Below are 23,245 nucleotides of genomic sequence, written 5' to 3'. Positions count from 1 at the left end.
ACCGCCCGACTTGGGGATCGTTCAAAAGCCGGTTATCGCAGGCACTGGCACACACTCACATGGCGTTAGCAGGGTCGAACTGCGACCACATCCAAACGGCAAGCACGGCCGCCCATATGACCAACGCCGTGGAATTGATTGCCAGCCGCATAGGCGACGCGTTTTTTGGTTACTTTTTGTCGCTCGGACAAAAAGTGACTCGCCGGCTACGCCGGCGAAACAGCCACGCCCGCCAAGGGCGACAAGCGGCCGCATTGGCGCCAGCCTAAAGGGCCGTCGCCCAATCCCCATCACCTCCTCCTCTCATCCCAAGGGTCATACCGATCCGCCTCCCAATAAGGCGAAATCCCGTAATACTGGTGAATGCTGGTCGCCCACTGCGAATCCGCCATGCTGGGCCAGTGGTCCTTGTCAAACCCCGGCGCGGCCTTGAGCCGATCCCTTTCAACACCAAGCACAAAACACTTGCGCCGCGTATCGAGCGTGAGCGCCGACCACGGCAAGGCGAAGAGTTTTTCACCAATGCCAAGGAAGCCGCCCATGGCCAGCACCGCGTAGGCCACGCGCCCACCCAGCACGTCGATCATGATGTGGTCGATGGTGCCGATATCGTCGCCGGCGGGGTCAACCACCTTGTTGCCCTCGAGCGTGTCGGCTGCCATCACGAATGGGCCAGGGCCCGGGGAATCGCGGTCGATGCCGCCGACGATGGATGCGCCGTGCGGCGGCCGTTCTTCAGGGGGCTCAGGTTGGACTCGGGTCATGGCTATCTCCGTTTGGCGGGCCGCGGCGCGGGGCCCTGGGTAGAATCCCGCCGCGGCACCTGGACTCAGGGTTGCGGAAATGCGCTTCAGCGCTTGCTGGCCGACCCCTTGCGCTGGCCGGCCGGCTTGGCGCCCACGGGCTGCTCGTCACTGCCCCGTTTGAGCTTCCAGTCGACATCGTCGCGCGCGGTCTGCGTCTTCTTCTCGGCGTGCATGGCTGCGCTCGGCGAGATCGGGTCGCTGGCCGGGAACGTCATCTCCAGCGAGTCGTCCACGGCGGCCTGGTAGGTCTTGGCTTCCTTGCCCCGTTGCTTGTCGCCTGCGGCGGCCTTGCTGCCTGCGTGGGCCTTGCCCGCGGATGGCCCGCTCATGCGGGCAGCCAGGGACTTGTCGGATTTCGCGCCGGACGGCTTGTGAGCAACCTGCGCGGCCTTGTCGGATTTGCGGCTGGCTTTGGGCATGGTTGTACCCTCCTTGGTTGGGTCATTCATCCATGCAAGGCGCGGGCCAGAAACGGGAAAGGACAGGAGAGTGGCGGGGGAGCGGTGCGGGCGCTGCCGTGACGCCGCAGGTATGGCAAGTGCAACCAGGGCCGGCCGGCAAGCGCTACGCGTAGCGCACGCGACAGGCCGGTAAAAACTACATGAATGCGCGGCGCCGCTTCAGGCGCTCATGTGGCGCGGGAACCTGACGGCGATGCAAACCCTGATCCGGTCGTTATCGCAGCCATCGCTTTCCGCGCTCAGCGCCGCCCCGTGCATTTCGACCATGCGGCGCGTCAGTAGCAGCGCGCTGCTCTGCCGGGCCGGGGTCGCGCCGTCCGGCGCCGCCCGGCGCCCGAAGAAATCGGTCAGCGCGGTCAGCCGGCTGGCGCTGCGCTGCTGGTCCAGCGGCGGGCTCTCGGTAATGCGCAGCTTCACGTGATCCGGCTCGCTCAACACCTGCACGCCGACCGAGCCGCCGGCCGGCGCGCGCCAGATGCAATGCACCAGCAGGTGCCGCAGCAGCGGGGCCAGCCGCTCGGCGTCGCCATCGATCAGATAGGCTGCTTCCGACGAATCCGCCGCACCGTCAGTGGCGACCGGCGACAGCAGCACGCCACGGGCTTCGGCGGTGGGACGCCGGTCGGCAATGGCCTGGGCCGTGAGCGCCAGCAGGTCCAGGCGCTGCCAGCGCGGTGCGCTCTCGTCGGCCAGCAGCCGCACGGCCTCTTCCATCTCCTCGATCAGCGCCAGCTGCTGCTGCATGCCGAAGCGAATCCCGTCCAGCGCGCGCTGCGCGGGCGCCGGCATGGTATCGAAGGCACGGTCCAGCACGTAGGCCCAGCTCTGGATGGCGTTCAGCGACGAACGCAGGTCATGCGCCGATTGCTCAATCAGCGCGCTCACCTCTTGCACGCTGCGCACGGCGCCGGCCGGCGAGGAAAGCGGAGCGTCCGGCATCGCGGATTGCGGGGGGTGCTGCGTCATGTGCGGCTCGGCATTGGCACGTCCCCGGCCAGATTGGCCGGGTTGTATGCGTTGGAGGAAGCAAGAAACGTGCTGCACAGGGCGCTGCGGCTCACTGGCACGGGCCCGATCCCCGCTAACGCAGGCGCTGCCTCACGCCATCAGCCGGTAGCCGACGAACCGGTGTCGTTGCGCGAGGCGCGCAGCCACTCTGGCAATTCGCCGCGGGCGGCATAATCTTCCAGCCGGTTGTACAAAGTCTTCAGGCTGATGCCGAGGATCTCGGCCGCGTGCTTCTTCACCCCCGCGCATTGCTCCAGCGTGGCGAAGATCAGCTGCCGGTCGGCATCGGCAAGGGACATGCCCACCGGCACCGACACCACCGCCGCGCCCGGCGCCTGCGTGGCCGCGACCTGCAGCGGCACCTGCACTTCGGTGATGAGGTCGTCGTCGGACATGATGAAGGCGCGCTGCACGAAGTTGCGCAGCTCGCGCACATTGCCGGGCCAGGCGTGCAGGCGCAGGCTGTCCAGCACATTGGGCGCGAAGCGGCGCTGGGTGCCCTGCTCGGCATTGAGCTGGTCCAGCATCAGGTTGGCGATCTGGATCACGTCGTCGCCGCGCGCGCGCAGCGGCGGCAGTTCTACCGGGAACACGTTCAGCCGGTGGAACAGGTCCGCGCGCAGCTTGCCGTCGGCCACCACATCTTCAGGGTTCCGGTTGGTGGCGGCCAGCACGCGCACATCGGCATGGCATTCGCGGTTGGTGCCCACGCGCATGAAGGTGCCGGTCTCCAGCACGCGCAGCAGCTTGACCTGCAGCTCGGCGGGCATCTCGGTGATCTCGTCCAGGAACAGAGTGCCGCCGTCGGCGCGCTCGAAATAGCCCTTGTGCTGGCGGTCCGCGCCGGTAAAGCTGCCGCGCTCGTGGCCGAACATCTCGCTTTCGATCAGCGTGGGCGAGATCGCGCCGCAGTTGACCGCCAGGAACGGCTGCCGCCGCCGCGACGAGAGCTCGTGCACGGTCTGCGCGGCCAGTTCCTTGCCGGTGCCGCTTTCGCCGATCAGCAGTACCGTGGCTTCAGTCGGGGCCACGCGCGCAAGCTGGTCGTAGACCACCTGCATCACTTCGGAACTGCCCATCAGCCGGCCGAAACGGCCGTAGCGGCGCAACTCGCCGCGCAGCGAATGGATCTCGGCGCGCAACTCGCCGGTGGTGGCCAGGCGCCTGAGCACGGTCTGCAGCCGCGCCACGTTGATGGGCTTGACCAGGTAATCGGTGGCACCGGCGCGCAGCGCTTCGACCGCGCTTTCCACACTGGCATAACCGGTCGTGAGGATCACTTCGACGCCCGAGGCGCCAACCTCGTCGAACAGCTCCATGCCGTTGCCGTCCGGCAGGCGCAGGTCTGCCACAATCGCCTCCGGCATGCGCCAGCCGATCTGCAGCCGCGCCTCGCGCAGGGTGCCCGCGGTGGCGGAGGTGAAGCCTTCCATGGCCACGATCTCGGCTAGCGCGGCACATGCGTTTTCGTCGTCATCGACAATCAGGATGTGGGGCATACGATCCGTCAGTGAGACCTATTGGAAACTTGGGCGAAATCCACTGGCACCTGCTTTCGCGCGCCACGGCGGCCATTGCTGCCGGGCTCGGGATGCCCGCCGGCGCGCTCCATGCGATGCGTGGCGCGACGGGCACAGGGGCGGCACGGGCTTCGACTGCGACATTATCAGCCGGTTGCACAAGTCCACTGCGTAATGCCAGTCTAAGCGGGGGCAGGCACGGTCGTTGCCGGTGTCCGTCTGACACAGCTGTCGGATGTTTCCGCGCGGGCTCAGACATCTATGGCAAGCCCCTGCGCCAAAGGCTAGCATAGGAACTTCTCACGACAAGCGCGCCCCCGACAGAGGCCTTAATCGTGCCCGTCACCGCCAGCACACCGCAGCGCAGCAACGCCGCTCCCTCCTCGGGCCAGCCCGCCGGCCACGCCGCCAGCACATCCGAGCCGGCACGCGAGGCCGCGCCACGCCGCGCCATACCCTCGCAGGTCTCGCTGCTGTGGGAAAGCACGTCGCCCGCCATGCAACGCTTGCTGGCCCAGATCGAGCGCGTGGCGCCCACCGATGTCACCATGCTTGCGGTAGGCGAAAGCGGCTCCGGCAAGGAAGTGGTGGCGCGCGCGGTGCATGAGCGCAGCGCGCGCCGCAACGGCCCGTTCATTGCGGTCAACTGCGGGGCGATCCAGCCCACACTGATCGAGTCGGAACTGTTCGGCCACGAGAAAGGCGGCTTTACCGGCGCGATCGAGCAGAAGGCAGGCTACTTCGAGCAGGCCCATGGGGGCACGCTGTTTCTCGACGAAGTCACTGAAATGCCGCTCGATATGCAGATCAAGTTGTTGCGGGTGCTGGAAGGCCGCACCTTCCACCGCGTCGGCGGCGACACGCCCATCGCCACCGACGTGCGCATCCTGGCAGCCACCAACCGCGACCCGGTCGAGGCAGCGCGTGCCGGCCAGTTGCGTGAAGACCTGCTGTACCGGCTGGCCGTGTTCCCGCTGCATATCCCGCCGCTGCGCGAGCGGCCCGACGATATCGTGCCGCTGGCACGCCACTTCCTGGCCGAGTACAACGCCATGGAGCGCACCGACAAGGCCTTCTCGGCCGCCTCGCTGGAGCGGCTGGTGCGCTATGACTGGCCGGGCAATGTGCGCGAGCTGAAGAACGCCGTCTACCGCGCCTTTATCCTGGCCGACAAGGTCGTGGAGATCGGCAACCCCAACCTGGCCACGCAGCCGCCGCGGCCCACCACGGTAGACGGCGTGGTCAGCGTGCGCGTCGGCACCACGCTGGCCGACACCCAGCGCGAAATCATCATGGCCACGCTGGCGCGCTTTGACGGCGACAAGCGCCAGGCCGCGCGCGCGCTCGGCATCAGCCTGAAAACGCTGTACAACCGGCTGGACGCCTACCGCTCCTTGTAAGGCAGCGGCGCAGCCAGCGCGCGCGACAGGGCCTCGATCGCCAGCGGCTTGGTCAGGTAGGCATGGAAGCCGGCCAGTTCGCCGCGCCGCTGGTCCTCGGCAGTGCAGCGCCCGCTCAGCACCAGGAACTGCACCGCGCGCGGGGCGCACGCCTGGCGCAATGCCGGCAGGACTTCAAAGCCCGACATGTCGGGCATCTCCAGGTCGAGCAGCACGCAATCCGGGCGGAATTCGGCAACCAGGTCCAGTGCCTGCTGGCCGCCATGGGCCGCGCGCGCCTCATGGCCGAGCAGGCCCAGCAACTCGGCCATGCTGTCGGCCGAATCGGCATTGTCGTCCACCACCAGCACGCGTCGCCGCGGCCCCGGCCCCGGCCCCGGCGGCGGCGTGCCGGCCTCGCGCCGGCGCGCGCTGGCGCGCGGCAGGATCACGGTGAAGGTGCTGCCCTTGCCCGCGCCACCGCTGTCGGCCTGGATCGCGCCGCCGTGCGCTTCCACCACGGCCTTGGCCAGCGCCAGCCCGATGCCCAGGCCGCTGCGGCTGCCGGCGTCGGCCTCCTGCGCGAACAGGTTGAAGATGCGGTCCAGCGCCGCCGGTGCGAGACCCCGGCCGGTATCCGACACGGCGGTGATCACGCGCGCTGACTCCACGCTCACATGCACGCTGACGGTACCGCCGCGCGGGGTGTACTTGACCGCATTGCTGAGCAGGTTCAGCAGCACCTGCCCCAGCCGCGCGGCATCGGCGCGCACATAGGGCGAGCTTGCCGGCAGCGCCAACACGAGCCGCTGGCCGGCGGCTTCCAGCACCGGGCGGATTGCCTCGATGCTGGTGGTTACCACGTCGTTGTACGAGGTGGGCGTCAGCTCTATCTTCAGCTTGCCGGCGGTCACGCGGCCTACGTCGAGCAGGTCGTTCACCAGCCGCTCCAGCTGGTGCAGCTGGCGGTCGATGATCCCGGCGCAGCGGCGCACGCGCGTGTCGGCATCCGGGGTCAGCTCGATCACTTCGACCGCGTTGCGCACCGCCGCCAGCGGATTGCGCAGTTCATGCGCCAGGATGGCCAGGAACGATTGCAGCCGGCGGCTGCCGGCCTCCAGCATTTCCAGCCGCAGCGCATCGCTCAGGTCGCGCACGGTCCACAGCAGGCTGGTCGGGCAGCCGGCGGCGTCGCGCACCAGCACCATGCGCATATGGCAACGCACCACCGAGCCGTCCTTGCGTGCCACGCGCTCTTCGCCGGCCCACTGGCCGCACGCGCGCGCGGCTTCCAGCGCCGCGCGGTCGCGCCCCGCGGCGGCATCCTGGCGGGAATAGAGCAGTGCCAGCGGCTGGCCGACGGCTTCGGCCTCGACGTAGCCGGCCAGCGCCTGCGCGCCGACGTTCCAGCTGCGGATGGTGCCGTCCAGGTCAAGTTCGCACACCGCGGTGCCGGGCAGGTTTTCAGCCAGCAGCCGCATCCGGGTATCGGCGAGCCGGGCATGCTCGGATGCAGCCTGCTGCACGGTAATGTCGCGGCACGACACGATAAAGCCGGAGGCCTGGCCTGCCGCGGACTCCACGGACGAGGCATCGCCATGCCTGGCCGCTACGTCCGGCCCGTCGGCAGCGCCAATGGCCCGCATGAGGCAGGACGCCTGCAGCAGGCTGCCGTCGCGCCGCACGCGCCAGCCCTGGTCGCGCGCGCTGCCTCCGAGTGCGGCCGCCTGCAGCCATTGCTGCGGCAGGCCGGCAGCGACATCGTCAGGACGATGCAGGCAGGAAAGGTGACGGCCGGTGATTTCCTCGGCGCTGTAGCCGAACACGCGCCGCGCGGCATCCGGCCACATCGCAATACACCCGTGCGCATCGGTCTCGAACACGGCGCAGTCTTCCACCGCGTCGAGCAGGCGCCGGTACTGTGCCGCCAGCAGGAGGCCGGCATCGTCCGCCAGGGTGCCGTCCGGCTCGCCGACGAGTGACGTACGGATGCCTTTTGCCGCATGCGGCTCGGACATGAGCATACCTTCTGTGTGATGGGGAAGACAGCAGGCCCCGTGCGCGGGCGGCCTGGCGCCGCCGCCCGGCGGAGGCCCGAATGCCCGCAACTGCGGGCATTCGAGTCAATGATAGGCGTTCGCGGCCCACGCGCCACCAATGTGCGCGGCACAGGACACTAGCGCTTGTGCCGCAACTGGTACACCGCGGCAACCGCGGCGGAGGCGCCCACCACCAGCGCAGTGGCCAGCATCGGGTGCCGCGCGGTGGTGGTGTAGGGGCAGGAGTGCAGCGCGTTGTGGCTGCCGCTGCGTTCCTGCAGGCCACTGCCGCTGCCATACAGCGCGTTGTCCTCGAGCGGACCCGCGGGGTGATGCGTCTGTTGCGCGCGGCCCATGAAGCGGCGCATGAAGCGGTCGAAGGTGTGCGGCGCGTGGTACGCCGCGGCCGAGAACGCCTTGGCGGCCGCACCGACGAAAAGCTCGCGGCGCGGGTTCGCGGCGGCAAACAGGATCGCGTCGGCCGCCAGCGCCGGGTCATACAGCGGCGGCGGCATGCGCGGCTCGACATCGAGGAAATTCTTGGCGTGCATCGCCAGCGGCGTTTCCAGTCCGGCAGGCTTGATCAGCGTCACGCTGACCGGCGCCTGCTCCTGCTCCAGTTCCAGCCGCAGCGAATCGGTAAAGCCCTTGATCGCGTGCTGCGAGGCCGCATAGGCGCTCTGCAGCGGCAGCGGGCCGTCCGCCGCCTCGCTGCCCATGTTAATGATGGCGCCGCCGTGCTCGCGCAGGTGCGCGGCCGCCGCCAGCGAGCCATGCACGGTGCCCCAGTAGTTGGTATCGAACAGCCGCCGCTGGTCTTCCAGCGGCACGTCGCAATGGCGGCCGAAGATGGTCACGCCGGCGTTGTTGATCCAGGTATCGAAGCCACCGAAGCGCTCGATCGCAGCCTGCGCCACCTTGCCAACCTCTTCATGCTTGCCGACATCGGCCACCACGGTGATGACTTCATTGCCATGCTCGCGCAGCTCTTCGGCCAGCTGGTGCAGCGAGCCCTCGCTGCGCGCCACCAGCACCAGCCGCGCACCCTGCTGCGCCGCCTTGCGCGCCGTCACCAGGCCCACGCCGCTGCTGGCACCGGTCAGGACGATGACCTGCGAGCCAATGTTCTTCAGGGTTGGTTTCATCGCCGCTTCTCCTCGGGGAGACCCGGCACGGTGCCGGGCATGCCGCTGGGGAGTTGCAAGGAGCGTTCCTGTCCGGGGCGGCCCTGGCTGGCGGCGCCACGGCAGGCGGGCTGCCGCAGATTTACAACACCCGGTAAGAACCACATGGCGCGACGCGCATGGGGCTGCCGCCGGGCGCTGTAGGACGGGCGCCGATTTCAGCGGCGGCATGTGCTGCCTAAGCTGGATACATCCCACCTAACCGGCGACAGCAATGGCCAAGACCACGCGACCGACAGCGCCAAAGGATCCAGGCAAACGCCGCGCCGCGGCAAAAGGCGCCGGCAAGCCCACCGGCAAGCGCGCCAGCACGGCCCGCCCGGCGGCACGCGGCGCGCCAGCCGCCAAGGCCGCTCCCGCCGCGCTCGATAAATACCGCCGCATGCGCGACTTCGGCGCCACGCCTGAGCCCAGCGGCGCCGCGCGCACCCGCGGCAAGGTGCACAAGCGCGCCGGCGAGCTTTCCTTCGTGATCCAGAAGCACGCGGCGCGTCGGCTGCACTATGACTTTCGCCTCGAACTCGGCGGCGCGCTGAAAAGCTGGGCCGTGCCCAAGGGCCCGAGCCTGGACCCGGCCGACAAGCGCATGGCCATCCATGTCGAGGACCATCCGCTGGACTATGCCGGCTTCGAGGGCGTGATCCCCGCCGGCCACTATGGCGCCGGCACGGTCATCGTCTGGGACCGCGGCACCTGGTTGCCGGTAGGCGATGCCGAGGCCGGCTACCGCGCCGGCAAGCTGAAGTTCGAGCTGCGCGGTGAAAAGCTGCACGGTCACTGGACCCTGGTGCGCATGCACGGCAGCCGGCAGAAGGAGCAGGACGCCTGGCTGCTGATCAAGGAGCGCGACGAGACCGCCGTGCCGGCATCGGAGTTCGATGTGGTCGAGGCCTTGCCGGACAGCGTGCTGGGCGGCACGCAGCGCAAACCCGCGGCAAAGCGCGCGAAGTCCGCGCAGCCGCCTGACGAAGCCGCACCAGATGCACACGGCACGGCGAAATCCCTGAAGCCGCCGCGCGGCGCGCCGCGCGCGGCCTTGCCGCTGGCGCTGGCGCCGCAGCTGGCCACGCTGGTGGAGCAGCCTCCGTCCGACGCGCAGGCGTGGCGCTACGAGATCAAGTTCGACGGCTACCGGCTGCTGGCCCGCATCGACGGCAAGGATGTGCGCCTGTTCACGCGCCAGGGCAACGACTGGACCAGCAAGCTGCGTGCGCTGGCGCGCGACGTCGGCACCCTGGGCCTGCCCGATGGCTGGCTCGATGGCGAGATCGTGGTGCTCGGCAAGCATGGCGCGACCGACTTCCAGGCGCTGCAGAATGCCTTCGATACCGCGCGCGTCGAGGGCATCCAGTATTTCGTGTTCGACCTGCCCTACTTTGCCGGCCATGACCTGCGCAAGGTACCGCTGGTGGAGCGGCGCGCCCTGCTGCGCCGGATCTTCGCGCACAACACCTCGCCGCGCCTGCAGTTCAGCGAGGACTTCGAGGCCGGCCCTACCGACATGCTCGAGGCAGCCTGCCGCATGAAGCTTGAAGGCGTGATCGGCAAGCGCGCCGACGCCGCCTATGTCAGCGCGCGCACCAGTACGTGGATCAAGCTGAAATGCACCTTGCGCCAGGAGTTCGTGGTGGCGGGCTTCACCGACCCGAAGGGCAGCCGCGCCGGCATCGGCTCGTTGCTGCTTGGCGTGCACGACAGCGGCGGGCGGCTGCGCTACGCGGGCAATGTCGGCACCGGCTTCGACGCGCGCACGCTGGGCGCGCTGCGCACGCAGCTGGACGCGTTGCGCGCCGATTCCGCGCCCTTTGAGAACGTGCCTGCAGGCGTAAAGGGGCACTGGGTGCGGCCAAAGCTGGTGGCCGAGGTCTCGTTCGGCAGCTGGACCCGCGAAGGCCGCGTGCGCCATGCCGTGTTCCACGGCCTGCGCACCGACAAGCCCGCGCGCGCGGTGTCGGTGGAGCGGCCGGCAACGCCGGCGGCCAACGGCAAGCCCGCGGCAACCACGGCAAAGCATGCCGGCACACGGCCGAAGGCCGCGGCAAAGCGCACCACCGCCGCCGGCGGCAAGGTCGCGATCAGCCATGCCGAGCGCGTCATCGACACAGCATCCGGCCTGACCAAGGGCGACCTGGTGCGCTACTACGAACGCGCCGCGCCGTTGATCCTGCCGCACCTGCGCGGGCGACCGATCGCGATGGTGCGCGCGCCATCGGGCGTGGGCGGCGAGCAGTTCTTCCAGCGGCATAGCGACACGCTGCGGGTGGACGGCCTCAACGTGCTCGATCCGGGCCTGTGGCCTGGGCATCCCGCGCTGCTGGAAATCGCGTCGGCCGAAGCCCTGGTGGCCGCGGCACAGCTCAATGTGGTGGAGTTCCACACCTGGAACGCCGGCAAGCGCAGCATCGACCGCCCCAACCGCATCGTCTTCGACCTGGACCCGGGCGAAGGCGTGCCCTGGCCACAAATGCAGGAAGCCGCCGCGCTGATGAAGGCGCTGCTCGATGAACTCGGCCTCGCCAGCTTCCTGAAGACCAGTGGCGGCAAGGGGCTGCACGTGGTGGTGCCGATCACGCCGCGTGCCGGGTGGGACGAGGTGAAGGCGTTCGCGCATGACGCGGTGCGCCATGTCGCCGCCACCGTGCCGCAGCGCTTCGTGGCCAAGAGCGGTCCAAGCAACCGCGTTGGCAAGATTTTCATCGATTACCTGCGCAATGGCATAGGCGCCACCACGGTGGCGGCATTCTCGGCGCGGGCACGCCCGGGGCTGGGGGTATCGATGCCGGTGTGGTGGGAGGAACTCGATAGCCTGCAAGGCGCGGCGCAGTGGACCGTGGCCAATGCCGGCCCGAGGCTCGACGCCGTGGCGGCCGACGACCCATGGGCGGATTACGCCGAAGCCCGGCAGGCGATCACGCGCGCCGCGGCGCGACTGGCACGCGCCCGATAGCCCCCGTTCCCGCCGGAGATCCACAGCAGTCGCCAAGCGGCACATTTCTTGCCGCATCCCGGTCATGACACACGGCCCGGCACCCCCGCCGCGTGCGCCACGTTGCACTGTTGCCAGTGCAGCGACGACATGGAGACGTGATGATGAGCCAACTCAGGATCGCCGCGAAGATTCGAGCCACCGCTGCCGCGCCACGCAACCGCCGCGCCTTGCGCCACCTGCTGGTTTCCTGCGCGATGCTGTCCTTCGCCGCCAGCCCGGTGCAGGCACGCCTGCCGGCACCGACGCCCGAGCAGCAGCAGGCCGCCGAAGCCAAGAAGTCGAAGGAAGCCGAAGCGGCCAAACAGCAGGCCGAGGCATTAAGCCGGGTCCAGGACCGGATCGCTGCGCGCTTTGGCAAGGGCGCCACCGGCGGCGGCACTACCGAGCCCGGCAAGATCCCGCAGAAAGCTGTCGAAGCAACCGGCTCAGCCGGACCGCACGGCGGCACCTCCCCCAGCGCCGAAGCGCATGGCGGCGAGGCGGCCCGCCGCTGAAGCGCGCCACGCATGGCCACGCGGTTGCCGCGCTGCGTGCCGGGCGACGCCTGCCCGGCACGCCTCTTGCCACTCTGCCAGCGCAACAGCCTGGCAAAGACCGCAGGCGTGCTGATGCATAAGGGGGAATGACGATGGACGACATCTGTGCGCATGTAATACCTACAACCGGCGGCCGCGCCGGCGCGGCAAAGCTTGCAAGCGGGGCAGCGCGGCCGGCGCGGTTTTACACGGCGCCGCCGCGGACCATCCCGGGTCCTGAGCAAACCTCCGCGCGGGCGCGCAAGCGCCTGTCAGCGTGATGCCATGACGCCGCATGCCGCCAACCCGGCCCCGCTGATCCTGAATGTCGATGACCGCGAGGGGCCGCGCTACGTCAAGAGCCGCATCCTCCATCGCGGCGAGTATTCCGTGATCGAGGCCGCCACCGGCCATTCGGCGCTGTCGCTGGTGCGACAGCATGCGCCGGTGCTGGTGCTGCTGGCCGCACGCCTGCCCGATATCAGCGGGCTGGAAGTCTGCCGGCTGCTCAAGGCCGATCCACAGACCGCGCACACGCTGGTGCTGCTGACCTCGCCAGGGCTGGCGCAATCGCGCCAGCGAGTAGAGGCGCTGAACTGCGGCGCCGACGGCTACCTGGTCGAGCCTGCCGAGCCGGAAGAGGTGTTGTCGAGCATCCAGGCGCTGCTGCGGCTGCGCGGGGCAGAGGACGCCTATCACCGCACCTCGCGGGCACTGCATGAGCATGAAGACATGTTCCGCCAGCTGGCCGAATCGCTGGCCGACGTGGTGTGGATCCTGGACCCGGCCGAGCCCCGCCTGCTGTTCGCCAGCCCCTCGCTCGCCACGTTGTGCGGCCATAAGCCCGAGCAGCTGACGCAAGAGCCGCGCCGCTGCCTGGAGCGCGTGGCGCCGGCCGACCGTGCGCGCGTGGAAGCGGCGTTCGCCAGCATGCTGGGCGACGGCAGGCTGGACATCGAGTTCCGCCTTGCGCGCCCGGACGGCGAGCTGCGCGATATCCGCGCGCGCGCGTTCCCGGTACGCGGCGCGGAAGGCCAGCCGGGCGACGACCGCACGCCGCCGTTGCGCATTGCCGGCACCTGCCAGGACGTGACGCTGCAAAACCGTGCCGGCCGCGCGCTGCATGACGAGGAACGGCGCAAGGACCAGTTCCTGGCGATGCTGGCGCATGAACTGCGCAATCCGCTGGCGCCGCTGCGCAGCGCCGCGGACCTGTTGCAGCAGCTCTCGCCCTCGCGCGAGGACATGTTCCGCGCGCGCGACATCATCGGCCGGCAGCTGCACCACCTGACCCGGCTGGTGGACGAGCTGCTCGACATCTCGCGCTTCAACCAGGGCCGCATCACGCTGCGCGAGGACCTGGTGGAACTGCGCACCGCGCTCAATACCGCGGTGGAAGCCGTGCGCCCCACGATGGACGCCTGCGGCCATACGCTGCGCCTGTCGCTGCCCGAGCAGCCCCTGCCGGTACGTGGCGACCTGGTGCGCCTGGCGCAGATCTTCAGCAACCTGCTGCAGAACGCCGCGGCCTACACGCCCGCCGGCGGCCAGATCGTCGTCGATGCCAGTCTCGAGGACGGCGCGGCGAACACCGCGCCCGATGCCGCGTCCGGCGCCCGCGTCACCGTGCGCGTGCGCGACAACGGCGCCGGCCTGTCCGAGGCACTGCAGCGGCAGCTGTTCGATCCGCTGGCCGCGCGCGACGACGGCACCCAGCCCGAACCGCCGCGCAGCGCGATCCAGCAGGACGGTCCCGGCATCGGCCTGACGCTGGTGCAAAAGCTGGTGCGGCTACATGGCGGCACCATCCGCGCCGACAGCCCCGGCCCCGGACAGGGCAGCACCTTCACCGTGACGCTGCCGGTGGAGCCGTGGCAGAAGTGGCACCCAGGCTCCGGCCGCACCGCGCCGCACCGCGGCGTGCCGCGCCGGATCATGGTGGTGGACGATAACCCTGACGCGCTCGAGGCCATGATGATGACGCTGCAGACACTTGGCCATACGGTGGTGACCGCCGCCGACGGCCCCAGCGCGCTGGCGCGCGCCACCGATGCCCGGCCGGAGGTGGTGCTGCTGGACCTGGGCATGCCCGCCATGGACGGCTTCGAGACCGCGCGCCGCCTGCGCGCGCTGCCCGAGATGCGCGGCGCCACGCTGGTGGCGCTGACCGGCTTCGGCCAGCCCGAGGACCGCCGCCGCGCGCTGGAAGCCGGCTTCGACCAGCACCTGGTCAAGCCGGCCGACCTGGACGCGCTGACACGGCTGCTGGATGCACTCAGCGCGGACCATTCCTAGCGCGATGCCGATGCCAGCCGCCGCTCCCATCCACCCTTGAACAAGGAAGCTCCGTGCATACCACGCCCGATCCCGACATCCCGCCGCGCAAGCCTGAAACCCCGCCGCCGGAACCTCCGCCGGGCCCGCCCGAACCAGTGGCAGACCCGCCTCCGGGCGATCTGCCGCCACCGCCGCCGCAACGTGCCCGTGCGGCTGGCAAAGGAGCCCTCACGTGTCACGCATCATCTGGAAAGGCGCCATAACCTTTGGCCTGGTTAATATCCCGGTAGTATTGCGGCCCGCGTCGCGCAGCCAGACGCTGGACCTTGACCTGCTGGACGTGCGCGACATGGCGCCGGTGGGCTACCAGCGCATCAACAAGAGCACCGGCAAGCCGGTCGACAAGGAGTATATCGTCAAGGGCTACCAGTACGCCAAGGACGAATACGTGCTGCTGAACGAGGAAGACTTCCGCCAGGCCAATGTCGAGGCCACGCAGACGGTGGATATCGTCAGCTTTGTCGACGCGCAGAGCATCCCGCCGTACTACTTCGACACGCCCTACTACCTCGAACCCGACAAGCGCGGCGAGCGCGGCTACGCGCTGCTGCACGAAACCATGCGCCGCACCGGGCGTGCCGCGCTGGCGCTGGTGGTGCTGCGCGCCCGCCAGCACCTGGCCGCGATGCTGGTGCACGGCGACGCGCTGGTGCTCAACACCATGCGCTTTGCCGACGAGGTGCTGCCCATCTCCGAACTGCGCCTGCCCAAGGCGGCCACCGGCAAACCCACCGGCGCGCATGCGCGCGAGATCGAGATGGCCACCAAGCTGGTCGAAGACATGAGCGAAGACTGGGAGCCGGAACAGTACCGCGACAGCTATCGTGACGACCTGATGGCGCGCATCGAAGAAAAGATCGACTCCGGCAAGACCCACCAGCTGACCCCGCCTGCGGAAGAGGAAGAAGCGCCGCGCCAGGGCGCCAAGGTCATCGACATGGTGGCGCTGCTGCGCCAGAGCCTGGGCCAGCGCGGCAAGGAAGACAAGGAGGACGCCACGCCCGCGCGCCGCAAGGCCCCTGCGCGGCATGCCGCCGCCAGGAAGCAGCCCGCTGCCAAGCGGGCTGCGACCCCGCCTGCCAAGCGCGCCAGCACCGCCGCCAAGACCAAGCGTGCACCGGCCAAGCGCGAGTCGCACGCGCCGGCCGCGCGCAAGAGTTCAAGCACTACGCGCAGGAAGCACGCGGCTTAGGCAGGGGGGCCAAATTCCGATTGCGTTCTCCCTCTCCCGCGCGCGGGAGAGGGGAGCAAACCCTCAGCATCGGACAAACCCGCTTACCGCGATGACACCTTCAGGTTGTCATTGACCGACGTCACGCCCTCGACGCTGCGGATCGCGTCGAGCGCCAGTTCGTGCTGCTGCTGGCTCGGCACCGTGCCGCTCACGTCGACCGTGCCCTGCCTGGTTTTCACACGGATGCCGGTGGACTTGAGGTCCTTGGTCGTGAGCAGCTTGGTCTTGATCCTGGTGGTGATTGCACCGTCCTCGACGGCCCGCTTGGCCTTGTCGGCGCTCATGTCCGGGGCGGCGCCCCGGTCAGGGTCGGCACGGCCGGGCATGCCCGGCGCGGAATTGACGGGTGCCACAGGGGTATCGTCGGCCGCAACCAGGATCAGGCCGCTCTTGTCGAGCGCCAGCGCGCTACCGGCTACCGCCAGCGCCGCAGCAACACAGGCCATCCGCACGGTGCGCGCGGGAATTCGGGAAAAACGCATGGCTGCCTCCTTTTTCGGGTCACCAGCGCATCCGTTGCCGGACTTGCCTGGCACGCGGAACCACTGGTAAGGCATATTTCAGCAAGCTCCATACCTGCCGGGCAGGCCGCACCAGGCGTCCGCGGCGGGGCCCACGGCGTGTAAATCGGGCCACCCGTTGTAAAAGCGCCCGCCGCGTGATGTGCTGCATCCCCCGTTACAGGCCGTTGCTGGCGGCACCCCGGTCCTTCCATCCTTGGCATGGCGATTGCGAAACAGGGGATGCGGCAGTTCGCCGCGTCAAGGAGCTAGCAATGGGACAGCAGCAACAGCCGGGTCAATCGCAGTCGGGCCAGAAGCCGCAGGAACAGAAGCAGCAGGAACAATCTGGCCAACGCGGCAGCCAGCAGCAGCCGGGACAACAACAAGGCGGCGGTCAGATGGGTAACCAGGACCGCAAGCAGGACCAACAGCAGCAGCAGGATCGCGGCAGCTCGCAACCGGGCCAGCAAAGCGGCCAACGCAGCGGCCAGCAAAGCGGCCAGGGCGGGCAACAGGGTGGGCAACAAGGCGGACAACGCCAGCCGTAAGTAAGCCGCGCCAGCCACGATAACACGCAGCTTTCCGGGTATGTGCGGCCGCAACATGCGGTGCGGCCGCAGGGGCATACGCCGGAGATTGACAGGCCGGGACTCCCGCAAGGGGGCTCCGGCCCTTTTTGCGGCAACCGCCGCGGCATGACCCCGCGCACATCGCCCCGCATCCCGTGTATGCTGGCCCTGACTTCCCCATTCAGGCACCGGCCTTGTCCAGCTTTACCGACCCCGCCGCCGGCCGCTCTGCGCAGCCACGACGCGGCCCGCTGAACCAGCTCTCCACCAGGCTGCGTGAGCGCGCCGGCGCGCACGTGCGCGCGCTGACCCGCAGCAATTCCGGCGTGACCCTCGACTACGACAACCCGCCGGGCGATCCCGGCCTGTTCGGGCCCGACGCGGTCTGCTGGCGCGTGCATGCCGACTTTCCGGCAATGCTAGCGGGCGGCGTCAGTGCGCTGCTGCTGCAGACACTGCATCCACTGGCACTGGCCGGGGTCTGGGACCACTCCAGCTTTCGCACCGACATGCAGGGGCGCCTGGGGCGCACCGCGCAGTTCATCGCCGGCACCACCTACGGCAGCCGTGCCGATGCCATGGCGCTGATCGGGCGCGTACGGCGCATCCATGCCGGCGTGGTCGGCGTGGCCCCGGACGGGCGGCACTATGCCGCCTCCGACCCGGCGTTGCTGACGTGGGTGCACGTGGCCGAGGTCTCAAGCTTCCTGGCTGGCTACCTGCGCTATGTCGGACCACTGAGCGGCACCGAGCAGGATCGCTACTACGACGAGGTTGCGCGCATCGCCCAGATGCTGGGCGCGGCCGACGTGCCGCGCTCGCGCGCCGAAGTCACGGCCTACCTGGAGGCCATGCGGCCTGCGCTGCTGGCTAGCGAACGCACCAGCGAAGTGGTGCGGCTGGTGCGGCAGATGCCGGTGGCCAACCCGCTGCTGCAGCCGGCGGTGCGGATCATGGCCGACGCCGGCATCGCACTGCTGCCGCCGTGGGCACGGCAACAGCTCGACCTGGACGGCCCCTCGATACGGCGCCCGGCAGCACTCGCGGGCATGCATGTGCTGGCACCGGCGCTGCGCTGGGTGCTGGGCGCCGGCCTGGCAGCGCGCGCACGGCGGCGCGTGGCCCGCGGCACCGCCACGACGGCAGGCTAAGGGCCGCGCCGGCTATCGGCGTTCAGCTGAACTTCTTGAACGGAAATGAGAATTGGCGGCAAAAATCCTCCCATTTCGGAGGATTGCGCGGCGCGAAAGTGGCGTTAAATCTGCCTGGGCATTCCGAACGGCCGGTCGGTTTTTACTAACCGCACCAGCCACAGCGCCACAGAGCGCGATTCAAACGACGCAGGCAAAAAAAAAGAAGCCTACGCGCGGGGTGCTCGTAGGCTTTCCAGGACTGCTCGAGCTGAAAAGCTCTTGCCAAGAATATAAACGCGCTTACATGAGGTGTAAATCCCGCTTCTATCAGGGGATTCCCTCATGACAATATGAGACTGATTGGGCACTTTTAATTATTTTTGCCCTGACGCTACATCAGGGCATTTTTTGCATGGGCTGGCAATTTCCTCGCGGGCCCGGTCCATACCGAGCCTGCCGGCTCGCCGACGTGGCCGCAGTATGCGATAGCGCACTATCGGGTACAATATCACGGCCTCGAGAGCAACAATTTTTATAGAGCAAAGCCTCTATTCCAAGAATGGCGTGCGGTTCGTCAACGCTTGAAAAAACTTTGTTACTCTCGACCCTGAAGTATCCCCCTTCTCTTCTGGCAGCGCCAACCGCCGGCACCTGCGCCGTTACCGAGAGCGGATGTTTCTCCTGCCGCCCTGGCCGTGGCGCACCCCAAGCCGCCGGTCAATGGACTGTTATCAGCCGCCAGAACCCTTGCGGGCTCTTCCGGAGTCGTTGTGAAGAAGAAGGAAACCCGGCCCAGGTCACGCAGCCGGAAACAACTGCAGCATCTGCAATTTGCGGCATACAGCTCCAGCCAGGCTCCGGTGATCGTCCACCTGTCCACCGGCGCCCGGCTGCAGGGCCTCGTCCTGGCGTCAGACGACTATGTGGTGCTGCTTGGCCGGCAGCCGGACGACATCCGGCCAACGGTGGTCTACAAGCAGGCCATCTGCCTGGTCACGCTGGCCAATGCGCCGGACGCGCCGGCGGTGGCACCGGATCCGGCCCCGGAGCCGGACTTCCTGCCGATCTACATCCCCCGCACCAGCAAGCGCCGCTAGACCAACGCCCGCCCCACACGCCTTCCCGCCCCGCCGCTCCCTGCCGCAAGGCGCCTCTGCCGGCCCTGCCGGCACCCCGCGCAACTATCGCGGAGATCACTCTAAACCTTTGCCTTGCCCGGTCGATAACCCAAGCAACGGAGGCACTCTACGCCCTGCAAAGCAGGCCGCCAACGTTACGGCACTAGCCGGAATGCCCAAAACTTTGCATATAGGAGTCGTACCATGGCGCAAGTCATTAACACCAATTCGTTGTCTCTGATGACTCAGAACAACATGAATGCTTCGCAATCGTCGCTGAACACGGCGATCCAGCGCCTGTCGTCGGGCCTGCGCATCAACAGCGCCAAGGACGACGCCGCTGGTCAGGCGATTGCGAACCGCTTTACCGCGAACATCAAGGGTCTGACCCAGGCAGCCCGAAATGCAAATGATGGCATTTCGATGACCCAAACGACGGAAGGCGCACTGACTGAAATTAATAATAACCTGCAGCGCGTACGGGAACTCACCGTCCAAGCATCGACTGGCTCGAATTCGGATAGCGATCTGACCTCGATCCAGGCCGAAATCCAACAGCGCCTGGAAGAAATTGATCGTGTCTCTGGCCAGACTCAATTCAACGGTGTCAAGGTTCTCGCACAAGACAACACGATGAAGGTACAGGTCGGTGCCAATGATGGCGAAACCATCACTGTCGACCTGAAGAAGGTTGATGCCAAGAGTCTGGGCCTCGACAACTTCAAGATTGATGGTGCCCGCCAGGCCACCGCCGGCGATTTGATCAGCCGCTTCAAAGCCACCGGTACCGACAACTACACCGGCGGCTACACGGTAGACATCAACTCCGGCGCCGTAAAAACTGGTGCAAATGCGGTCTATGTGAGCGCTGCCAACGGTTCGCTTGTGACGACCGCCACGGTTGCAAATACCGTCTCTGCTGTGTACGACACCACCGCGAGCGCAAATGGCACCGCAACCAGCTTGGCGACCTTGGGCGCAGGCAAAGCGGCCGGCGACAAGCTCAGCTTTGATGGCTTTGAATTTACCGTCGGTACCGCTGACGCGAACGGGAATGGTACCTACACGGCCAAGGTTGATGGCAAGACGGTAACGTTCACTATTGCCGCATCCACGGACGCGACGGGTACGGCAGCCACGATCGCCACGAGCGTAAACCTCTATACCTCGCAAACCGGCACGCTGACCACCAATTCCACGACCGCCAACCGCGCAGCAGTCGCCTCGGATCTGGACGTCGCCGGACAAACCAAGACTGGCAGCACGCTGACGGCCGGTGGTGTCGTGTACAGCGTTGACGTGGATGGCCAAGTGAAGAACGGTGGCGGCAACGTCATGTATCTCTCGAAGACTGCCGGCGGCACTCCGACGCTGATCACCGACGCCGTGGCCGCCTCGGAAAAATCCAGCTCGGATCCGCTGGCAAAGCTGGATGCAGCGCTCGCTAGCGTTGACCAGCTGCGTAGCGATCTCGGCGCAGTTCAAAACCGTTTCGAATCGACTATTGCAAACCTGAACAATACGGTTAACAACCTGTCCGCCGCTCGTTCGCGCATTCAAGACGCCGATTACGCAACCGAAGTGTCGAACATGACCCGCGCTCAGATCCTGCAACAAGCTGGTACCTCGGTCCTGGCGCAAGCCAACCAGACCACGCAAGGCGTGCTGTCGCTGCTGCGTTAATCGCATCCGCGAGCAGGCACATGAGGCTGGGCCGCAAGGCCCGGCCTTTTTGCCGAAGCGCGTTTGGAGCGTTTCGCAGGTAGACCGCTGCCTGCCAAGCGCTTCAACCTGATCAAGAACCACGCCAACGGAGCAGACCATGGCGCCTCCCCCGACCGTGAACCCGACAGCAGTGCGCCTGCCGTCCGAAGCGCTGACCCACAGCACTTCGACTCGCGCACCTGCCGGCTTGCGCGCGCTGGAACGCGCCGCTGCTGCGCCGGTGGAAGCCGTCGATACCTCTGCCGCCATCGGCGAGCTGGTCGAAGCGCTCAAGACCACCTCGATCGGCTTGCGCTTTGAGATTGACGAGACCACGCATCGCATCATCACCAAGGTGATCGACAGGGAAACCGGCGACCTGATCCGGCAGATGCCCACCGAAGAGGTGCTGCGCATCGCCCGCGCCATCGACAAGCTGCAAGGGCTGTTCATCAGCCAGCCGGCCTGAGACCTGAATATCAGTTGAAGACGAGACAATAATATGGCAACGATCTCCTCCATCGGCATCGGCTCCAACCTGCAACTAAGCGACCTGCTTGACCAGCTGCAGAAGGCCGAGCAGGCGCCGCTTGACGCCATCAACACGCAGGCCAAGAGCTACCAGACCAAGCTGTCGGCCTACAGCCAGATGCAGAGCGTTCTGGACGCCTACAAAGCCGCCGCGAAGAAGCTGTCTGAAGCCGCTACCTTCGGCGTCGTGAAAGCGAACGTCGGCACGCCGGACGTGATGTCAGTCACCACCGCAGCCAATGCGGTGCCCGGCAACTACAGCATCACCGTCAGCACCCTGGCTACCGCGCAGTCGCTGGTCAGCGGCAATGTAGCCGACCAGAAGGCAGCCATCGGCGGCGGCGAACTGGTATTCGACTTCGGCGAGGCGCTGGCTACCGGCGGCGCCGCCACCAACACCAAGAAGGTCACCATCCCGGCGGACTCGTCGCTCGAAGGCATGCGCGACGCCATCAACAAGGCGGACATCGGCGTGACCGCGAGCATCGTCAATGACGGCAGTGCCAGCCCTTACCGCCTGGTGCTGACCTCGGATAAGACCGGCACGCAAGCCACCATGCGCGTATCGTCGACAGACGCTGCGCTGAACAGCGTCGTTGCCTTCGATCCGGCCGCGGCGCCCGGCGTCAACAAGATGGAACAGAAGGTCCCGCCGGTCAACGCGACGCTGAAAATCAACGGCATCGACGTGGTCAGCCAGAGTAATTCGGTGGTGGATGCTGCCCAAGGCGTTACCCTGAACCTGACCAAAACTGGCACCACGTCAGTGGTGGTTACGCGTGACAACGATGCAATCAAGTCCGCGGTCCAAGCTTTCGTCACTGCGTACAACAATGTCCAGAGCACAGCAAAGACATTGACAGCATTCGATATCGACACTGGTAAATCCTCTGCATTGACCGGCGACAACACACTTCGCTCAATCCAGTCCCGATTGCGTTCAATGGTCGGCGGCGCCATGGATAGCGGCAATGGCGGCAAGATCACGCTAATCGACGTCGGCATCGCGTTCGAGAAAGACGGCACGATGAAGCTCGACGACGCAAAGTTGACCAAGGCTCTGAATACCAACCTCGGTGGTGTCACCGCCTTGTTCTCCGGCACCGAGGGCAGCGGAGGCATCGGCAAGCAGGCGAACGACTATATCGATGGCTTGAGCAAGGCCGATGGCGCGCTGAAAGTGGCCCAAGACGGCATCACCAAGACGCTGAAAGACCTTGAAGACGACTACGACCGAGTGGAGGAACGAGTCAATAGCACGGTCGAACGCTACAAGACGCAGTTCACGAAGTTGGACCTGCTAGTGTCGCAAATGAACCGCACCAGCAGCTACCTGACGCAGCAGTTCAGTGCCCTAAGCAACAGCAACTCCAAGTAACCGTACCGGAGAGAAGCCAACCATGTTCGCCCGCCAAGCCATCAACGCCTACGCCCAGGTGGGCGTCCAGACCGGCGCCATGAGCGCCAGCCCGCACAAGCTGATCACCATGCTTTACGACGGCGCGCGCGCAGCGATCGCGCGGGCGAAGTTCCACCTGGAGGGCGGCAACGTCATCGAACGCGGCAACGCTATCTCCAAAGCCATCGACATCATCGACAACGGCCTGCGCGCCGTGCTCGACCATGAGGCTGGCGGCGAGATCTCCGCCAACCTGGAATCCCTGTACGAATATATGGTGCGCCGGCTGATGCTGGCCAACCTGCGCAGCGACGCGGCCCTGCTGGCCGAAGTCGACACGCTGCTCGAAAGCCTGGCTTCGGCCTGGGCGCAGATCGACGACACGGCCGCGGATCGGCAACCCGCCTTACAGGACAACTGACATGGCTTCCCTTCCCGAGTTTTTCCCGATCGTGGACTGCTACGAGGAAATCCTCGCGCTGTCCGCACGGATGCACGAGGCCGCCCAGGCGGCTGACTGGGACACCGTCACCGAGCTGCAGCAGGGCTACCTGGCCCAGGTGGACCGCCTGCGCCAGATGGACCACGACGCACCGTTCTCCGATGCGGAACGCATGCGCCGCTACCAGTTGCTGGACCGCATCCTCACTTACGATGCCCGCATCCGCGACCTGGCCATGCCGCAGCTGAAGAAGCTCGGCGACATGCTGACCAGCTCGCGCCGCCAGATCGAACTGTCCGCCGCCTACGGCGCCACCGCCTGACGCAGCCTGACCGCTGCGCTACTCCCCGCGGCGGGCCGGAAAGCCCGCCGTC

20 protein-coding genes are annotated in these 23,245 nt (G+C 67.3%); 12 read left to right on the top strand and 8 right to left on the bottom strand.

All coding sequences use genetic code 11. From position 1 onward, the window contains the following. Positions 1-290 precede the first annotated feature (290 nt). The 4 genes from AC1Q6V_RS10640 to AC1Q6V_RS10625 form a co-directional block, all read right to left on the bottom strand. Entirely contained in the window at positions 291-764 is a 474-nt protein-coding gene (locus AC1Q6V_RS10640; protein WP_010810663.1) for a PRC-barrel domain-containing protein, read from the bottom strand. A gap of 86 nt (positions 765-850) precedes the next feature. Further along, on the bottom strand, positions 851-1,225 hold the full coding sequence (locus AC1Q6V_RS10635; protein WP_010810664.1) for a hypothetical protein: 375 nt from the start codon (positions 1,223-1,225) through the stop codon (positions 851-853). A gap of 201 nt (positions 1,226-1,426) precedes the next feature. Next, positions 1,427-2,233: a sensor histidine kinase gene (locus AC1Q6V_RS10630; protein WP_011617805.1), complete on the bottom strand. Its 807-nt coding sequence runs from the start codon at positions 2,231-2,233 to the stop codon at positions 1,427-1,429. Between the two features lie 140 nt (positions 2,234-2,373). Then, positions 2,374-3,774: a sigma-54-dependent transcriptional regulator gene (locus AC1Q6V_RS10625; protein ID WP_454750106.1), complete on the bottom strand. Its 1,401-nt coding sequence runs from the start codon at positions 3,772-3,774 to the stop codon at positions 2,374-2,376. Between the two features lie 356 nt (positions 3,775-4,130). Between AC1Q6V_RS10625 and AC1Q6V_RS10620 the strand changes: the two genes are divergently transcribed. Continuing rightward, positions 4,131-5,195: a sigma-54 interaction domain-containing protein gene (locus AC1Q6V_RS10620; protein ID WP_454750107.1), complete on the top strand. Its 1,065-nt coding sequence runs from the start codon at positions 4,131-4,133 to the stop codon at positions 5,193-5,195. Here the strand turns inward: AC1Q6V_RS10620 and AC1Q6V_RS10615 are convergent. Both AC1Q6V_RS10615 and AC1Q6V_RS10610 read right to left on the bottom strand, forming a co-directional pair. After that, positions 5,180-7,192: a hybrid sensor histidine kinase/response regulator gene (locus tag AC1Q6V_RS10615; RefSeq protein WP_454750108.1), complete on the bottom strand. Its 2,013-nt coding sequence runs from the start codon at positions 7,190-7,192 to the stop codon at positions 5,180-5,182. The two genes, AC1Q6V_RS10620 and AC1Q6V_RS10615, sit on opposite strands and share 16 nt — an antisense overlap. A 158-nt stretch (positions 7,193-7,350) precedes the next feature. Next, positions 7,351-8,358, bottom strand: a complete 1,008-nt coding sequence (locus tag AC1Q6V_RS10610) for an SDR family oxidoreductase (RefSeq protein WP_454750109.1) — start codon at positions 8,356-8,358, stop codon at positions 7,351-7,353. 253 nt (positions 8,359-8,611) lie between these two features. On the opposite strand from AC1Q6V_RS10610, the gene ligD reads away from it, so the two are divergent. The 4 genes from ligD to ku all read left to right on the top strand — a co-directional run bounded on the left by ligD (position 8,612) and on the right by ku (position 15,430). Further along, the gene (ligD, locus tag AC1Q6V_RS10605) at positions 8,612-11,344 is read left to right on the top strand and encodes a DNA ligase D (protein ID WP_454750110.1); all 2,733 of its coding nucleotides are present in this window, start codon (positions 8,612-8,614) and stop codon (positions 11,342-11,344) included. 140 nt (positions 11,345-11,484) lie between these two features. Then, complete coding sequence (locus AC1Q6V_RS10600; protein ID WP_010810672.1) at positions 11,485-11,880, top strand: hypothetical protein; 396 nt, start codon at positions 11,485-11,487, stop codon at positions 11,878-11,880. Positions 11,881-12,186: 306 nt separating this feature from the next. Continuing rightward, positions 12,187-14,196 (top strand): response regulator, encoded by a 2,010-nt coding sequence (locus AC1Q6V_RS10595; protein WP_010810673.1) that lies wholly within the window; start codon positions 12,187-12,189, stop codon positions 14,194-14,196. A gap of 214 nt (positions 14,197-14,410) precedes the next feature. Further along, positions 14,411-15,430 (top strand): non-homologous end joining protein Ku, encoded by a 1,020-nt coding sequence (gene ku / locus AC1Q6V_RS10590; RefSeq protein WP_058697362.1) that lies wholly within the window; start codon positions 14,411-14,413, stop codon positions 15,428-15,430. An 83-nt stretch (positions 15,431-15,513) separates the two neighbouring features. On the opposite strand, the gene AC1Q6V_RS10585 is transcribed toward ku, so the two are convergent. Together AC1Q6V_RS10585 and AC1Q6V_RS10580 are read right to left on the bottom strand one after the other, a co-directional pair. After that, positions 15,514-15,954 carry a BON domain-containing protein gene (locus AC1Q6V_RS10585; RefSeq protein WP_058697363.1) on the bottom strand — a complete coding sequence of 147 codons (441 nt, stop codon included), beginning with the start codon at positions 15,952-15,954 and terminating at the stop codon, positions 15,514-15,516. Between the two features lie 287 nt (positions 15,955-16,241). Further along, on the bottom strand, positions 16,242-16,502 hold the full coding sequence (locus tag AC1Q6V_RS10580) for a hypothetical protein (protein ID WP_037024800.1): 261 nt from the start codon (positions 16,500-16,502) through the stop codon (positions 16,242-16,244). A gap of 236 nt (positions 16,503-16,738) precedes the next feature. On the opposite strand from AC1Q6V_RS10580, the gene AC1Q6V_RS10575 reads away from it, so the two are divergent. From AC1Q6V_RS10575 to AC1Q6V_RS10545, 7 genes are all read left to right on the top strand, one after another. Then, a complete protein-coding gene (locus tag AC1Q6V_RS10575) occupies positions 16,739-17,695 on the top strand; it encodes an oxygenase MpaB family protein (protein WP_454750111.1) in 957 nt (318 codons plus the stop codon). A 752-nt stretch (positions 17,696-18,447) separates the two neighbouring features. After that, a complete protein-coding gene (locus AC1Q6V_RS10570; RefSeq protein WP_439669415.1) occupies positions 18,448-18,774 on the top strand; it encodes an RNA chaperone Hfq in 327 nt (108 codons plus the stop codon). A gap of 225 nt (positions 18,775-18,999) precedes the next feature. Beyond that, positions 19,000-20,478 (top strand): flagellin N-terminal helical domain-containing protein, encoded by a 1,479-nt coding sequence (locus tag AC1Q6V_RS10565; protein ID WP_454750112.1) that lies wholly within the window; start codon positions 19,000-19,002, stop codon positions 20,476-20,478. 139 nt (positions 20,479-20,617) lie between these two features. Next, positions 20,618-20,968, top strand: a complete 351-nt coding sequence (locus AC1Q6V_RS10560; RefSeq protein ID WP_454750113.1) for a flagellar protein FlaG — start codon at positions 20,618-20,620, stop codon at positions 20,966-20,968. Positions 20,969-21,001: 33 nt separating this feature from the next. Continuing rightward, complete coding sequence (gene fliD / locus AC1Q6V_RS10555; protein WP_454750114.1) at positions 21,002-22,408, top strand: flagellar filament capping protein FliD; 1,407 nt, start codon at positions 21,002-21,004, stop codon at positions 22,406-22,408. A 22-nt stretch (positions 22,409-22,430) separates the two neighbouring features. Then, on the top strand, positions 22,431-22,850 hold the full coding sequence (gene fliS, locus AC1Q6V_RS10550) for a flagellar export chaperone FliS (protein ID WP_454750115.1): 420 nt from the start codon (positions 22,431-22,433) through the stop codon (positions 22,848-22,850). Between the two features lies 1 nt (position 22,851). Next, on the top strand, positions 22,852-23,193 hold the full coding sequence (locus AC1Q6V_RS10545) for a flagellar protein FliT (RefSeq protein ID WP_454750116.1): 342 nt from the start codon (positions 22,852-22,854) through the stop codon (positions 23,191-23,193). The last annotated feature ends 52 nt before the right edge of the window (positions 23,194-23,245 follow it).

Source organism: Cupriavidus sp. GW823-FHT07B10, from assembly GCF_058794355.1.
This window is presented reverse-complemented; position numbering and strand designations above follow the sequence as displayed.

Coding starts and splice junctions, on each gene's coding strand:
- AC1Q6V_RS10635 (WP_010810664.1), bottom strand. CDS start 1,225: ATGCCCAAAGCCAGCCGCAAATCCGACAAGGCCGCGCAGGTTGCTCAC.
- AC1Q6V_RS10545 (WP_454750116.1), top strand. CDS start 22,852: ATGGCTTCCCTTCCCGAGTTTTTCCCGATCGTGGACTGCTACGAGGAA.
- fliS (WP_454750115.1), top strand. CDS start 22,431: ATGTTCGCCCGCCAAGCCATCAACGCCTACGCCCAGGTGGGCGTCCAG.
- AC1Q6V_RS10615 (WP_454750108.1), bottom strand. CDS start 7,192: ATGTCCGAGCCGCATGCGGCAAAAGGCATCCGTACGTCACTCGTCGGC.
- ligD (WP_454750110.1), top strand. CDS start 8,612: ATGGCCAAGACCACGCGACCGACAGCGCCAAAGGATCCAGGCAAACGC.
- fliD (WP_454750114.1), top strand. CDS start 21,002: ATGGCAACGATCTCCTCCATCGGCATCGGCTCCAACCTGCAACTAAGC.
- AC1Q6V_RS10600 (WP_010810672.1), top strand. CDS start 11,485: ATGATGAGCCAACTCAGGATCGCCGCGAAGATTCGAGCCACCGCTGCC.
- AC1Q6V_RS10630 (WP_011617805.1), bottom strand. CDS start 2,233: ATGACGCAGCACCCCCCGCAATCCGCGATGCCGGACGCTCCGCTTTCC.
- AC1Q6V_RS10595 (WP_010810673.1), top strand. CDS start 12,187: ATGACGCCGCATGCCGCCAACCCGGCCCCGCTGATCCTGAATGTCGAT.
- AC1Q6V_RS10565 (WP_454750112.1), top strand. CDS start 19,000: ATGGCGCAAGTCATTAACACCAATTCGTTGTCTCTGATGACTCAGAAC.
- AC1Q6V_RS10560 (WP_454750113.1), top strand. CDS start 20,618: ATGGCGCCTCCCCCGACCGTGAACCCGACAGCAGTGCGCCTGCCGTCC.
- AC1Q6V_RS10610 (WP_454750109.1), bottom strand. CDS start 8,358: ATGAAACCAACCCTGAAGAACATTGGCTCGCAGGTCATCGTCCTGACC.
- AC1Q6V_RS10585 (WP_058697363.1), bottom strand. CDS start 15,954: ATGCGTTTTTCCCGAATTCCCGCGCGCACCGTGCGGATGGCCTGTGTT.
- AC1Q6V_RS10625 (WP_454750106.1), bottom strand. CDS start 3,774: ATGCCCCACATCCTGATTGTCGATGACGACGAAAACGCATGTGCCGCG.
- AC1Q6V_RS10640 (WP_010810663.1), bottom strand. CDS start 764: ATGACCCGAGTCCAACCTGAGCCCCCTGAAGAACGGCCGCCGCACGGC.